The following is a 14741-nucleotide window of genomic DNA, read 5'->3' as shown; positions in this document are numbered from 1 at the left end:
TCTAAATCTTGCTTGGTCAAATGAATAAACTTTTTCTCAGTCGTTTATTATGGTGCCAGAAATTTGAAGTACAAGGGGTTTGCACAAAACCCCTAAAAAAAATCTGATAGTTAGACGAATGGTTTTTCACTCATCTAATCTCCCCTTAATGTGCCGAGCACCAAAAACACACCATTAACGCTCATCGATTAAGCATAACTTCCGAGAAATCTAATTTAGCAAATTTACCTTAAAGTTACATTGATTAAGCACTTAAAATAATGAGTTTTAGTCATATATATTTACACTTATATAAAAAGTTCATAATAAAATACAAAAACAATAATTTTAATCATAAAGTAAATGCTGCATATTCATTCAATCGAATAACAAATTATGAGCAATTGAGGAAAGATCATGACACTACGATTAGGAGATACTGCTCCCGATTTTCAACAAGAATCGAGTGAAGGCACAATTAATTTTTATGATTTTTTAGGGGATAGTTGGGGAATCTTATTTTCACATCCAGCCGACTATACTCCCGTATGTACAACTGAATTAGGTTATACAGCAAAATTAAAAGATGAATTTACGAAGCGTAATGTTAAAGCGATTGCTTTATCTGTAGACGATGTAGAGTCGCACAAGGGCTGGATCAACGATATTAATGAAACACAAAACACAACTGTAAACTTTCCAATCATTGCAGATAAAGATCGTAAAGTATCTGAGCTCTATGGCTTCATTCACCCTAATGCCAGCGAAACACTGACGGTACGCTCATTAGTGATTATTGATCCTAACAAAAAAGTTCGCTTAATCATTACCTACCCTGCTTCGACGGGCCGAAATTTTAATGAAGTCTTACGTGTTGTGGATTCATTACAATTAACAGATAAGCATAAAGTCGCTACGCCTGCGAACTGGCAGCAAGGTGAAGATGTCGTTATTGTGCCATCACTTAAAGATGAAGAAGAAATTAAACAACGTTTCCCTAAAGGTTATACGGCTGTTAAACCTTATTTACGCCTCACGCCACAGCCTGAAAGCAATAAAACCGACTAAAGGTTTTATTGCTTGCAAGACAAACGCAGTGCGTAGGCAAACATTTGAAAAGTTGACTACAAGATAAGCGAAGCGCGTAGGAACACTTAGATTAAATATCACACCCGAAAAAGTCATCCATAGTGATGGCTTTTTTATTTATGTATTGAATACTCATGGTTTTTATTGCTCAGATCAGTTATAACTCGAAACGATTTGGTAAAAAAATAAAAATCATGATCTATAAAATTCATCATTTAAAGTGTGGCAGCATGTGCCCGGTCTGTGCCCCCTTATTTGGACAAAAAGGCTTCCGAGCTGAAGTAATCTGTCATTGTCTTTTAGTTGAAACTGATCGAGGCTTAGTGCTTATCGATACTGGCTTTGGCTTGCAAGATTACTTACATATGAAGCAACGCCTAGGCTCATTAGTTAAACGCTTAGGCAATATTGAGCATAATCTTGAATTTAGTGCGATCCAACAAATCCAAAAGCTCGGGTTTAGTCCCAAAGATATACAGCATATTTTTGTCACTCATCTTGATTTCGACCATGCTGGTGGTATCTCAGATTTTCCTCATGCCACAGTTCATGTTTTAGCAGCAGAATACAACGCTGCCCAACTTCCAAATTTTAAAGGCAAACTTCGCTATAGAACCAATCAATATAAAGATCATCGGTATTGGAACTTCGTTGAATATCAAAAAGGTGAAGCATGGTTCAACCTCGAAAAAGTTAAAGGTTTTCCGCTGTTTCAAGATGAAATTTTAATGATACCGCTGTTAGGACATACAGCTGGACATTGCGGGATTGCCATAAAGCAACAAAATCAATGGGTATTATTTTGTGGAGATGCCTACTACTCACACCTAGAGTTAAACCCTAAAAATAAATTAAGATCACTTGATCTGGTGGAAAAAACATTTGCAGAAGACAATCAAAAGCGTCTTTTTAATCTCAAGCGTTTACAGCATTTAGCTCAACATGAACCCACGATTGAAATAATTTGTGCTCACGACCCTGATGAGCTTAAACGGTATCAAACATGAAGAAATTATCGCTCCTTACACTTGTCATCTGTATAAGTTTACAAGGATGTATGCAGCACGAAAGTATCGCCCATGAGCATCGACCACAAGATTGGGGAAGCTTAGTTTCTCAGACTCATAACTTTTATCAAATTAGTAATGATGTTTATCGCAGTGAACAACCTGATACAGCAATGATTTCTGAATTAAAGAATCATCAAATTGGAACGATCATTAATTTAAGAGCCAAAGACGCAGATAGTTTAGTTTTTAAAAATGAAAATTTTAATCTTGTACATATTCCTATCAACACTTGGGCAATTGACCGACAAGATCTTTTAGAAGTCATGCAACAAATCAAAATTGCCAAGCAGAATGATCAGCGCGTTTTATTGCACTGCTACCATGGTTCAGATCGTACAGGGGCCAGCGTTGCCATGTATCGCATTATTTTTGAAAATTGGGCAATTAATGATGCGGTTAAGGAAATGAAACAAGGGGGTTACGGTTATCATATTATTTGGAAGAACATTGACCGATTATTTACCCCTGAAAATGTAAGATGGATTCAACAACAACTGTCGAATCCATCTTAATGACATCTTGAGTAGAATTTTTACTCTGGTTAACGTTGGTCTAACGGTACCCAGTCAATTACCCAAGCTGATTTCATATTTAAGCTTGAATCAGAAGTAATTTTCTTACGAGCAGCATCTGCGGTATCACGGTCTTTTGCAGGACCAACCATAATACGAATTCCCTTACTGGTTGGGCTTGTAGTGACCTTGTAGCCTTTAGCTCGTAATTTAGAAACAACGGCATCTGCATTTGCTTGGTTAGCAGCCAAAGCGACTTGAACCATCCACTTTTTATCGCCATTTTCAAGCAGTTCACGTGCTTTTTCAGCTTCAGCTTTTTTCTCAGCTTCAGCTTTTCGTTTAGCATCAGAGGCTTTTTTATCAGCTTCTGCTTGTCGTTTGGCTTCAGCAGCTTTTTTGTCTGCTTCTGCTTGGCGTTTCGCTTCTGCAGCCTTTTTATCAGCTTCTGCCTGTCGTTTAGCTTCAGCTGCTTTCCTGTCTGCTTCTGCTTGACGTTTTGCTTCAGTTGCTTTTTTGTCTGCTTCTGCTTGACGCTTAGCATCAGTCGCTTTCTTGTCTGCTTCTGCTTGGCGTTTTGCTTCAGCAGCTTTTTTGTCTGTATCTATTTTTGAAGTATCAGTTGTTTTATTCACCGTATTAGCTTGCTGGTTTTTAGCTTTCGCCTCACCCACTAACTCCGGTGGAATATTATCTGAACTTTCTTGAGCCGCTGTACGGCGCGCATTAATCGCAGCGTACTCTGCTGCAGCTTTACGAGCAGCATCAGCTTCAGCTTGCTGCTGCATTGCTAAGAACTCAGCTGCACGTGCTTCTTGTTCAGCAACGGCCTTTTCACGTGCACGACGCTGTTCTTCTAGCAAACGTTTTTCAGTTTCAACATCAACCGCAAGAGGTTGTAGTTGTACCATTTGCCCTTCAGTTGTCTGTTTTGGTTTAGTTTGAGTTTTTGGCGATGTGGATGCGGATGGTTGAGCTTCAACCTGTTTTATTTCCTCATTTCCTTTTAGAAGTAATGCTGCCAATAAAACACCACCTCCTAGTAAAACAACGCCACCCATCCAGCGTTGTTTGTTATTCATTGACATTCTTCCAAATACTCCCAAATCGCTTCTAAAGTATGAAACGAACCACAGGCCAAAATCAGCTGATTGTTATTTGTTTGCTCAAGCGCTGATTTAAAAGCCTCTTTGATATTGCCATATTGTTGTACTGTCTGGCCTTGCAAGGCATCATTGAGTTGCTGAATCGGTGCAGCACGCGGCACATTCAATTCAGCAATTTTCCAATGTAAAACAGTAGGTTTCAATAAATCGACTACTGATTTTATATCTTTATCTGCCAGCATTGAAAATACTGCGACAACTTCTGTGTACTGTTTATTGTATTCTAAGAAATTTCGCAATTGCTTTAACAAAAATTCAACACCATGTGGATTGTGCCCAGCATCAAAAATGACCGTCTTCCCATCTACTTGACGCTGTTCAAAACGCCCTGCTAAGCGAGCAGATTGAATACCTTTTTCTAATGCTGACTGAGAAATCTCAAGTCCGCTATTTAAAATGGCCGCAACTGCTCCTGCAATATTTTCAATCGCTAATGTACCTAAAGGAAGTTTTAAAGTGGTTCCTTCTGAAGCAAAGTACCAGTTTTGTCCATCTTCTGCGAGCTTATAAAAATAATCACGATTAACGGTATATAAGTCTGCTTGTGAACTTTGTGCTTTATCTTGAATTGCTTGCGGTAATTGTTGCTCACCAGCGAAGATAACCGGAATATGTGGACGAATAATGCCTGCTTTTTCAAAAGCAATTTTTTCAATGGTATCGCCTAACCAGTCTATGTGATCTAGGCCAATATTAGTAATCACTGCAATGTCGGGATCAATCACATTGACGACATCTAAACGCCCGCCCAAACCGACTTCGAGCACCCATACATCACATTGTTGTTGTTTAAAAATAACAAAAGCAGCCAAAGTGGTTGCTTCAAAAAAAGATAAGCTTAAATCACAATCGCGACGAGCCTGATCGACTTGAACAAAAGCATCAATCAGACTTTGATCATCGACTTCAACTCCACCTAGTTTAACTCGCTCATTAAAGCGATAGATATGCGGTGACTGATATAACCCAACTTTATAACCCTGTGCGTTTAATATCGCAGCCAGTGTGGTTGTGGTTGAGCCTTTACCATTCGTTCCGGCTACTGTAAAAACTTTAGCATTAGGCTGAGTTACACCCAGCTTTTCTGCAACAGGAATTACACGTTCCAGACCAAGATCTATCCCTGTAACGTGAACATGGCTCCAATAATTGAGCCATGTATCTAAAGAGTCTATTGAAAGTGGAGCTTGTTGGTTCAAGGTAAGTTCATCAATTTCGATACAAGTCGAGATACAGTATCACGTAAAGCATGACGATGAACAATCTGATCGATTACACCATGATCAAGCAAATATTCAGCACGTTGGAACGGTTCTTCAAGAGTTTCACGTACAGTCTGCTCAATTACACGTTTACCAGCAAAGCCAATCATTGCTTTAGGTTCAGCAATATGAATATCACCCAACATTGCTAAAGAAGCTGTTACACCACCATACACAGGATGTGTTAACACAACGATATATGGTAAGCCAGCATCTTTTAATTTTTGAATCGCAGCAGAAGTGCGCGCCATTTGCATAAGCGATAACATACCTTCTTGCATACGCGCGCCGCCAGAAGCTGCGAAACAGATTAATGGCTGACGTTTTGCAATTGCAAGCTCGGCAGCCTGTACAAAACGGTCACCTACAACTGTACCCATTGAGCCGCCCATAAAGTCGAACTCAAAAGCACATGCAATCATATCTACGCCATTTAAGTTACCTTGCATGGCAATTAACGCTTCCGTTTCACCAGTTTTGCTTTGCGCTTCACGCATACGATCTGGATACGGTTTAGAGTCAACAAACTTTAATGGATCTTTTGCAGTAAATTCTTGACCCAATTCAGTTACAACATTATCGAAGAACCAGTTCAAGCGGTCACGAGCTTTCATTCGTAAGTGTTCATCACATTGCGGACAAACATATGCATTGAAAGATATTGCTGTACGTGTCACTAGTGCATGACATTCAGGACATTCAATCGTTGGCTCAGTAAATGTTGCTTTGAGAATTTGTTGCTCATCTGCGACTTCAATACCTGGAACCGGACGTTTTGTCCATGGTGTCGAAGGGCTAAGAACTTTCCCTGGTTTCACTTCTTGATTCATACTAACTCATCGAGCGCTGCTCGAAGCTCCTTGACTTTACTCACCGTCTGTTCAACAGCGTCATCCGCTGCCAACGTTGCAAAATTTTTAACGAAAGCACTACCTACAATCACGGCATCAGCAACATTACCCATTGCTTTTGCTGAAGCGGCATCACTAATACCAAAACCAACACCCACTGGAATATCAGTGGCATTTTTGATTTTTTGAATACGTGCAGCAGCTTCTGCCGTATCAAGTGTTGCTGCTCCAGTTACACCTTTCAGTGAAACATAGTAGATAAAACCACCTGCCTGATTAGTCACATGTTGAATGCGTTGATCTGTAGAAGTTGGCGCAAGTAAGAAAATTTGGTCCATATCATGTTGTTTCAACACAGCACCAAACTCTTTTGACTCTTCTGGTGGTAAATCCACAAGTAATAAGCCATCTACACCACATTGTTTCGCATGAGAAACAAACTTCTCGTAACCAATCACTTCAACCGGATTCAGATAACCCATTAAAACAACAGGTGTTTCCTGATCCTGCTCACGGAACTCTTTTACCATGTTGAGTGCATCCAACGTGTTAGTCCCTGCTGCAAGCGCACGTTCAGCTGCAAGCGCAATTACCGGACCATCAGCCATTGGATCTGAAAATGGTAAACCAAGCTCAATGACATCTACTCCTGCTGCAACCATTTTATGCAGTAACGGAACCGTTACTTGTGGCTGTGGATCACCCGCCATAACATAAGATACAAGCGCTTTACGTTGTTGGGACTTAAGCTTTTCAAAACGGGTGGCAAGACGTGACATAGGGTTGTGCTTTCCTTGAATTATTTAAAATTGAGGAGTTGTTTGTAGAAATACAAGAACATCGCATTTTAACGCTATTTTTTGTCCATTGAACAGGTCTAACGTTATGGCGATATTCGATTGTATGATTCATACAACCCATGGTGTACATTTATCAATATTTTGAAACTTTTCTCAATGATCAAAGCTTCCTATTTTCGAGCCATTATTAGATCGCCATCAGATCAAAAAACAATCACGCAAAACTTATTTCTCAATATTTTTATTGGCGAGTTGTAATTCCCTTTTCCGCATGAGTAAAGTTTGTCCTGTCAAATTTTTATGAGCCCGTGCAAGTGCCGACTGATCCGAATATCCCAGCTGTTCAGCAATTAAAGTGAGGCTTGCATTTTGGTTGAGTAATATCTCACAACGTCTCATACGCTCTGCATCTAAAATTAATTTAAATGAAGTGTTTAATGACTGTAGCTGGCGTTGTAAGCTTCTTACTGAAATATTCAACTCAATAGCAATATCTTCTATTTTTGGCGCTTGCTGTCTTTGCTTAAAATATTCATGCACGATCCAATGTATTTGCTGAGCTAAATCTGTTTGTATTTTACGCTGAGCTAACGCCTCTTCTGCCTGTTTCACCAAAAGTTGCATTAAGGTCGGGTCTGCATGTTGAGGGCGAATACTTAGTCCCTCACTTGCAAAAGTTAATGCATAGTAAGGTTTTCCAAATGATAATTTGCATTGAAAGAAACGCTGATAGTGCACTAACGGACCACGTGCGCTGTGCACAAACTCAACTTGTTGCAAGAGAAAATCATGCAGTGGGGCTATTTGTTTAGCAAGTTGTACCATAGCTGCCAAGGTCAATTCACAAAGTATGATATTACTGTCATCAACCAACGGCCAATACAAACGAATTTTAGAAGCATCTTGCTCGATTTGCATAGGCACGACTTGCTCACCGTCAATCACCAGACGGTGAAACTTCATGATATATTCAAGAACCTCTGCAAAGCTACCACTTCGGGATGCCATATAGCCCAATACACCAAAATTGGCAGGTGTAATACAAGTTGCCATTTCCAAAGCTAAATTGGAAACTTGTAGTCGAGATTCGGTCAGCTCTAAAAGCTCAAGAAAAAAAGTTAAAGGTGATTGAGCATCGATAGATGCAGATAAAATGTTTTGAACTTGGCGAACTTGAACATCTGTTAGATTTAATGCCTGCCAGTCCATCCCCTTTTCTTTTAAGTAAGTATTCCAAAGGTAAAAATAACCATTTGAAATCGTAAATTCCTGCATGGCGCATCCTTTTTTTACTGCCACCTTGTCGTAAACTGTATAAAAATTGGCAATAACTGTCAAAACAAAGCCGACCAGTCGCGACATACTAGTGAACAAGTTAGATGCGAGAAATAAAAATATGAACGCACATGTTTCTTATCAGGTCGATCCAGTGGTTCGTAAAGATCTAGATTTTCATTTAAACGAAGCACCTCGCTTTTGGTTTAATAATGATCCTTTTTTGACTCGTATGTTCGATGCACTCAGCTTAACCTTTCCAGATGGAGAGCGTTATTTTATCGAATGTGTTCGTATGTTCCGTGACAAAATTGATGATCCAGAACTACAAAGACGAGTTGTGGACTTTATTAAACAAGAAGCCCAACACGGTATTGCTCATGACAAAATGAATCAGATCATGAAAGAGCAAGGCATGCCCGTTGACCAGTTCACAACCACCCTCAAAAGGATTTTCCGTTTTGAACTGACAAAACGCTCACCTCAATACAACATTGCCATGACTGCTGCTGCCGAACATTTAACAGCTTTAATGGCAGAAACGTTTTATAGCAACAAAAAAACATTGGAAAATGCGCATCCGTATGTTCGAGCGCTGTTTGCATGGCATGCCATTGAAGAGATGGAGCATCGAGATGTTGCATTTGATGTAATGAAACAAGTCGGTGAAGTACCAGAGTCAACACGTCGCTTTGTATTAGTTGCTACAACAGTATTGATGTTTGGTTTTACGCTTTATCGCACCAATGTCATGTTGAAATGTGATGGTTTTAGTTCTAGAGAAAGACTGTTGATGACACTTAAAGGTTTGCCTTGGTTTTTCGGTAAAAATGGCACATTAACAGCCATGAAAAGCCAATATCTAGACTGGTTTAAAAAAGATTTTCATCCAAGTCAGCATCCGGTAATTCGTCAATATCCTGTTTGGATTGAAACACTCGAAAAGACAAATGACCCAATTGCAGCTGGCGAAGCATTTTGGCAAGCAGGTTTATAACCTGCTTGTTACCATTTTGCATAATGTTGTTCTAGTAAACCATATTGCTCATTGCAAGTGATTATATCGGTTGCCTCATGCTCAATCGTGCCACTAATTTTAGCTTGCCACTGATTGAACTGGCTTCCAATCATTCTTAAATTAATATTTTCGTATCTACACCAACCAATATGGATTTGCAGATTAAGCTTTTGATCTAGAGAACTAATTTGCCAAAGTTCATCATTTACTTTTTCAAATAAAACATCAGTTAATGGAAATAAAACCCCATTAATCCATAAACAGTTTTCATTACCAAAACTTTCATTAACACCAGAAGCTAAATTTAAACCAATACGCCGCCCTTGCTCATCCCAGAAATTACATGAAAGCCAGAACCAAGCCGTTTCAGGTCGCAAAAAACCACAAGTATCGTCTAAAGATGCAAAAGTCTTTTCATCAAATTGTACAACTTGGTTTTGTTTATTAATAAACATCCCTTCTACACCCAGCGTCGTCTGCTTTTGAGTATAGGTCCAACCATTAATTCCTGTCGGTGTACACAAACTTAATATATCGGTGCCAGCACAAAAAATCCGAGCACTGAGTTTAATCTCACCATATTTAGTGACTCGAATGTACCGCACACCATTCGCATGCTGAATATCAAATTGATAAGGCGATTTAGAAAAATAGCTTTGATTAAACAACGGCTGTTCATCAAGATAGGTTTTATGCCCTAAAGGCCGAATCGCATTCCATTCAATGACCTGCTGGGTTTCATGATCATAAATATAGAAAAAACCATGACCGACCCAGCCGATATCTGCAATTGCTAGACCAATACTATAGTGTTTATGTTGAATGCCACAGAATTTAAATTTCTTGTATTTTAATTGCTTACGCCAGCCTTTTAAGACCTTACCATAAGGGGTTTTATAAATATAATGTTGTACATGAATGGTTGACGGTACAGATTCAAAACGCCCATAACGAGGCTGTCCATTTTCTTGAATTAAATCCATTTACCCACTTCCATATGAATATTAGATTTCAAATGACCTATACCACAGTCAAATACGTATTTTCCCAAACTGTTGCAGCAAAATCGCCTTTTATTAAATGAATATAGCGCCCTGCTACACAATCTATCGCTAAGCAGTCATCAATATCAATGACTCGATCTGTATGCGCTTTTTGCCACTGTTGATCTATAAATTGTTTACCCAATTGTTTTGCAATAACGGCATTGGGTGCAACAACAAACTCATACCGATGGAACTCACCGAACTCATGAGCATTATATCCGCCCAGATTAATTAAATATAATTTTAAATCATCTGGTTTGGGTGCTGCATCTGTAAAATGAATTTGATAATTTTTCCCTTGAGAGTAAACACCAGAGAGCTTGGCCCAAGCATCAATATGTAATCCTTGAGCCTCACCAAACCAAACCTGTTTAAGTTGAGGATAAACTTCTTCCAAAGTATCTCCTACAGCCATGACAACATCATGAACTTCTGTATTTGCGCGTGCATGACGCCCACCCAACATTACCATAAACAGACTTGGCATTTTTATTCCCGCTTACATCTCAACCATTTCTACGCCATCAATGCGTGCAACAGTCATTAAATCTTTATCACCACGGCCTGAAACAGTCGCAATAATAATCTGATCTTTAGACATCGTTGGTGCAAGCTTAGAGACATAAGCCATGGCATGTGAGCTTTCAAGAGCAGGAATAATTCCTTCAATTTTGGTTAAATCACGGAAACCTTGTAGAGCCTCTGTATCGTTAATCGGCACATACTCAACACGCTTCATATCTTTCAAGAAGCTGTGTTCAGGACCAACACCCGGATAATCTAAGCCTGCTGAGATACTATGTGTTTCGATAATCTGACCTTGTTCATCACTCATCAAGTAAGTACGGTTACCATGTAACACGCCAACGTGACCTGCATTTAACGGCGCAGAGTGTTTACCAGTTTCAATACCAAAACCAGCAGCTTCAACACCATACATTTTTACATTGGCATCGTTTAAAAACGGATAGAACAAGCCCATTGCATTTGAACCGCCACCGACACAAGCAACCAATGCATCTGGTAAGCGACCCGCTTGTTCCAAAATCTGTTTACGCGCTTCACGCCCAATAATTGACTGGAAATCACGTACAAGTTGTGGGTATGGGTGAGGACCTGCCACCGTACCAATCACATAGTAAGTACTATCAACATTGGTTACCCAGTCACGCATCGCTTCGTTCATGGCATCTTTAAGCGTTTTTGAGCCACTTTGCACCGGCACAACAGTCGCGCCCAATAAACGCATACGATAAACGTTCATCGCTTGACGCTTAACGTCTTCAGCACCCATGTAAACAACACATTCAAGGCCCAAACGCGCTGCAATTGTTGCAGTTGCCACACCATGCTGCCCTGCACCAGTCTCGGCAATAATACGTTTTTTACCAGAAAGCTTTGCCAATAGCGCCTGACCAATCGTGTTGTTTACCTTATGTGAGCCTGTATGGTTCAAGTCTTCACGTTTAAGGTAAATTTGTGCACCACCTAACTCTTTTGACCATCGCTCAGCATAATAAAGTGGACTAGGACGACCTACATAGTAGGCGAGATCGCGGTCGAATTCTGCCAGAAACTGTTCATCATTTTTCATGCGGGAATAGAGATTTTCTAAATCTTCTAATGCCGCCATTAGAGTTTCTGACACAAAACGTCCGCCATGGATACCGAAATGCCCTGCAGCATCTGGGTACTGTGTATAGTCAATCACATTGTTTTGCTGATCCACGTTGGACTCCTTGCATAAATCGTTCAATGAGTTGTTGGTCTTTTATACCTTTTGCGGACTCTACGCCTCCGCTCACATCTACTGCAAAAGCACCGGTAGTATGAATAGCGTCAATGACATTGTCAGGGGTTAAACCACCTGCCAAGATTAGTGGAATATCAAGTTTTGGAAATTTAGACCAGTCAAACTGATGTCCTGTGCCTCCTTTAAGCTCAGGATGCCACGCATCGAGCAAGACAGCACTGGCTCCAGCCGCCTGATATTTTTGAATTTCAGCAATAACATCAAGGTCAGGCTTAACCTGAATCGCTTTATACCAGCGACGCTTACAATGGCGAGCTATCTCCTGACATTGTGCTGGAGTTTCGTCGCCATGTAGTTGTAATACATCTAGGGGAACACAATCAAGTACTGACTGAATCTCAGTAGCACTTGCATTCACAAACAAACCAACAAGTTGTACATAAGGAGGAATAAGTTTAACTAGTTCTTGTGCCTGCTCGAGTGTGACATGTCTTGGACTTGGTGGAAAAAATACAAAACCAATTGCATCAGCTCCAGCCACAACTACTGACTGAACATCTTGAATGCGAGTAATTCCACAGATTTTTGCTCGTGTACGTTTTTGGTTTGATTGGCTCATGATCTGCCTAAACTACAACCATTTCTTAAAATAAGCGCCATTGTAATGCAATTTTTGTCCCTTGCGTAAAAGTTCTCTGGGAATTGCTCCAAATGACATTGTATGAAGTAAATCGCCACTTTATACTGCGTAAAATTGGAAGCAAGTGTAAGCAATTCATGCTTTAGGGAAGCTGGTGAAAGTCCGGCACTGCCCCCGCAACGGTAACAATGTAAAGCATATTTTTTAAGTCGTTCTCGACTTACACCACTGCAGTAATGTGGGAAGGTGAATATGTCCATAACATACATATGGCGCTGAAGTCCGGAGACCTACTTGTTTCATCTATCTACCCGATCATTCACGTGGGGTGAATGTATGGAGCATGTTATGTCTAAGTCTTTTCAACCTACTCGTCTGGTAGGGGCTATCGCTATTGCGATGGGGTTTTCACCTGTTATTTTTGCTGAAGATACAACGAATGTAACTCAGCTTGATCCAATTGTAGTGACTGCCACTCGTTCAGAAGAAAAAATTAAAAATGTACCCGCTCGTATCTCAATTATTGAGCCACAGATACTTGAACAATCACCAATCGCAGAGCTACCACACTTACTTATGAGTGATGCCTCTATTGATATGATGCAATATGGTGGTTACGGGCAAGCGGCATCTATCTTTACACGTGGTACAAATTCAACCCATACACTAGTACTTCGTGATGGTGTTCGTTTAAATACAGGTTCTGCTGGCTCTGCATCATTGGCTTTTATTGACACAACAGATATTAAACAAATTGAAGTATTAAAAGGGCCAGCATCTGTTTTATATGGTACAGATGCTATTGGAGGGGTAGTACAACTAATTTCAAAAACCCCTGAGAAAACTGGTGCTTTCATCACTGGTGAAATAGGTGAACAAAATACTTATAAATCTGTGGTCGGTGCTGATCTCGCTGAAAATGGATTCTATGCACAAATTCGTGGACAACGTTTAGAATCTGATGGTACTCAAGTTACAGACTTTAAAAATGCTAATGTAAAAACTGGATCTTATGATCAAAAAGGATTTAGTACAAAAATTGGTGTTGAAAAAGAACAGTATGCTGCCTCTGTAGACTATTCACAAAACCAAGGTAATTCTGTATATGTCCAATCCATTCAAGACGCCAATTATACTTTACTAGGATTAAAGAATGTATCTCAAGATTTTAAGAATGAGATCATTAATATTAAAGGTCGTGTAAACATTAATGATAACGTATCAGTGAATGCGCGCTTATCACAATTTAAAGATGACTTAAAACAAAATGACTCACACGATGCTATCTATAACACAACAAAAGAAGCTGAACTTTATAGCAAGTGGCAATTTACACCAAATCAGAATATTTTAGCAGGCGTTGCAACTAAAAATATAAAGTCTGATGTCCTTTCAGGTACTGCTCCCTATGAAGTTGATTATAATAAAGAGGTCGACAGTACGGGCTATTTCGTACAGCATCAATATCAATCCAATAAACTCCACACCCAATTAGGTTTACGTGTAGAGGATCACGAAACATTTGGCACTCATACTGTTGGACAAGCCGCTGTTCGCTATCAAGTTTTACCTACTACAAGTATTTATACTAATATCGGTACAGCATTTCGTGCACCAACCAACAATGATCTTTATGCACTTAATTGGGGGGGAAATCCTAATTTAAAGCCTGAAGAAAGTGTTTCTTATGAAATTGGTTTAGATCAAAAAATTACTGATCAGTTAAGTTTAGGATTATCTGCATATCGTAATGAAGTTGATGATTTAATTACATTTGTTACAGATCCAATTACATATGAAGGCAGATTATACAATGTCAAAAAAGCAACCTTTACAGGTGGTGAATTCAATCTAAATTGGGTAAATGATGAATTATTTACTCACCTGTCTTATGCATACGTTCAGCCTAAAGATAAAGAGACAGATCAAGATTTAAGTCGTCGTTCACGTCAAAGTCTGACGCTGACTGCTGGTTTACAAAACGAAGTTTATGGCATAAGCACGTCACTTTCTGCAAAATCTAGACCTAAAAATAGTGCAATCTCAGGCTATGCTACTGTCGATGTGAATGCATTTTGGAATGTGAATCCCAATATAAAACTATTTACAAACATCCAAAATATTGGTGATGTTCAATATGAGACTACAGCTTATGGTAGCGGTTACTATTACATTAATGGTGGCCGCCAAGCTTCTGTTGGAGTCACTTTCCGTTATTAATTTCTCACTCCAACTATAAAAATATTTTCTTAACTCCAGTTTCGGGGTAATGTTCTGACC

General features: G+C 39.5%; 14 protein-coding genes and 1 riboswitch. Of the genes, 5 read left to right on the top strand and 9 right to left on the bottom strand.

The window, feature by feature from the left end; genetic code table 11:
- Positions 1 to 396 precede the first annotated feature (396 nt).
- The 3 genes from RMA94_RS01645 (at position 397) to RMA94_RS01635 (ending at position 2650) form a co-directional block, all read left to right on the top strand.
- Positions 397 to 1047, top strand: a complete 651-nt coding sequence (locus tag RMA94_RS01645; RefSeq protein ID WP_005050084.1) for a peroxiredoxin — start codon at positions 397 to 399, stop codon at positions 1045 to 1047.
- 215 nt (positions 1048 to 1262) lie between these two features.
- On the top strand, positions 1263 to 2075 hold the full coding sequence (locus RMA94_RS01640) for an MBL fold metallo-hydrolase (protein ID WP_311081632.1): 813 nt from the start codon (positions 1263 to 1265) through the stop codon (positions 2073 to 2075).
- A complete protein-coding gene (locus RMA94_RS01635) occupies positions 2072 to 2650 on the top strand; it encodes a dual specificity protein phosphatase family protein (RefSeq protein ID WP_063099579.1) in 579 nt (192 codons plus the stop codon). Before RMA94_RS01640 ends, RMA94_RS01635 begins: the two co-directional genes overlap by 4 nt.
- 29 nt (positions 2651 to 2679) lie before the next feature.
- Here the strand turns inward: RMA94_RS01635 and RMA94_RS01630 are convergent, their stop codons facing one another.
- The 5 genes from RMA94_RS01630 to RMA94_RS01610 all read right to left on the bottom strand — a co-directional run bounded on the left by RMA94_RS01630 (position 2680) and on the right by RMA94_RS01610 (position 8004).
- The gene (locus RMA94_RS01630) at positions 2680 to 3738 is read right to left on the bottom strand and encodes an SPOR domain-containing protein (RefSeq protein ID WP_270907481.1); all 1059 of its coding nucleotides are present in this window, start codon (positions 3736 to 3738) and stop codon (positions 2680 to 2682) included.
- A complete protein-coding gene (folC, locus tag RMA94_RS01625) occupies positions 3729 to 5015 on the bottom strand; it encodes a bifunctional tetrahydrofolate synthase/dihydrofolate synthase (RefSeq protein WP_002116034.1) in 1287 nt (428 codons plus the stop codon). Before folC ends, RMA94_RS01630 begins: the two co-directional genes overlap by 10 nt.
- Positions 5012 to 5908 carry an acetyl-CoA carboxylase, carboxyltransferase subunit beta gene (accD, locus tag RMA94_RS01620; protein ID WP_005804699.1) on the bottom strand — a complete coding sequence of 299 codons (897 nt, stop codon included), beginning with the start codon at positions 5906 to 5908 and terminating at the stop codon, positions 5012 to 5014. Before accD ends, folC begins: the two co-directional genes overlap by 4 nt.
- Positions 5905 to 6708 carry a tryptophan synthase subunit alpha gene (trpA, locus tag RMA94_RS01615; protein ID WP_174723105.1) on the bottom strand — a complete coding sequence of 268 codons (804 nt, stop codon included), beginning with the start codon at positions 6706 to 6708 and terminating at the stop codon, positions 5905 to 5907. Before trpA ends, accD begins: the two co-directional genes overlap by 4 nt.
- A 246-nt stretch (positions 6709 to 6954) precedes the next feature.
- Positions 6955 to 8004, bottom strand: coding sequence for an AraC family transcriptional regulator ligand-binding domain-containing protein (locus tag RMA94_RS01610; protein ID WP_311081569.1), 1050 nt, complete (start codon positions 8002 to 8004; stop codon positions 6955 to 6957).
- Positions 8005 to 8125: 121 nt separating this feature from the next.
- Here RMA94_RS01610 and RMA94_RS01605 point away from each other — a divergent pair, with 121 nt between their 5' ends.
- Complete coding sequence (locus RMA94_RS01605; RefSeq protein WP_005050101.1) at positions 8126 to 9001, top strand: metal-dependent hydrolase; 876 nt, start codon at positions 8126 to 8128, stop codon at positions 8999 to 9001.
- 8 nt (positions 9002 to 9009) lie between these two features.
- Here the strand turns inward: RMA94_RS01605 and RMA94_RS01600 are convergent, their stop codons facing one another.
- The 4 genes from RMA94_RS01600 to RMA94_RS01585 are packed head-to-tail and all read right to left on the bottom strand — an operon-like array spanning position 9010 to position 12440.
- Complete coding sequence (locus RMA94_RS01600) at positions 9010 to 10005, bottom strand: DUF2804 domain-containing protein (protein ID WP_311081568.1); 996 nt, start codon at positions 10003 to 10005, stop codon at positions 9010 to 9012.
- Between the two features lie 37 nt (positions 10006 to 10042).
- Positions 10043 to 10555 (bottom strand): DUF1543 domain-containing protein, encoded by a 513-nt coding sequence (locus RMA94_RS01595; protein ID WP_311081566.1) that lies wholly within the window; start codon positions 10553 to 10555, stop codon positions 10043 to 10045.
- 12 nt (positions 10556 to 10567) lie between these two features.
- The gene (gene trpB, locus RMA94_RS01590) at positions 10568 to 11797 is read right to left on the bottom strand and encodes a tryptophan synthase subunit beta (RefSeq protein ID WP_003655197.1); all 1230 of its coding nucleotides are present in this window, start codon (positions 11795 to 11797) and stop codon (positions 10568 to 10570) included.
- The gene (locus RMA94_RS01585) at positions 11772 to 12440 is read right to left on the bottom strand and encodes a phosphoribosylanthranilate isomerase (RefSeq protein WP_311081565.1); all 669 of its coding nucleotides are present in this window, start codon (positions 12438 to 12440) and stop codon (positions 11772 to 11774) included. Before RMA94_RS01585 ends, trpB begins: the two co-directional genes overlap by 26 nt.
- A gap of 126 nt (positions 12441 to 12566) precedes the next feature.
- Positions 12567 to 12774, top strand: a riboswitch (cobalamin riboswitch).
- A 35-nt stretch (positions 12775 to 12809) separates the two neighbouring features.
- Between RMA94_RS01585 and RMA94_RS01580 the strand changes: the two genes are divergently transcribed.
- Entirely contained in the window at positions 12810 to 14681 is a 1872-nt protein-coding gene (locus tag RMA94_RS01580; RefSeq protein ID WP_086393585.1) for a TonB-dependent siderophore receptor, read from the top strand.
- Positions 14682 to 14741 lie beyond the last annotated feature (60 nt).

The sequence above is a fragment of the Acinetobacter sp. V115_6 genome (assembly GCF_031799025.1).
Lineage (GTDB): Bacteria > Pseudomonadota > Gammaproteobacteria > Pseudomonadales > Moraxellaceae > Acinetobacter > Acinetobacter pittii.
Note: the sequence above shows the minus strand (reverse complement) of the source record. Positions and strands in the feature narration are given on the sequence as shown.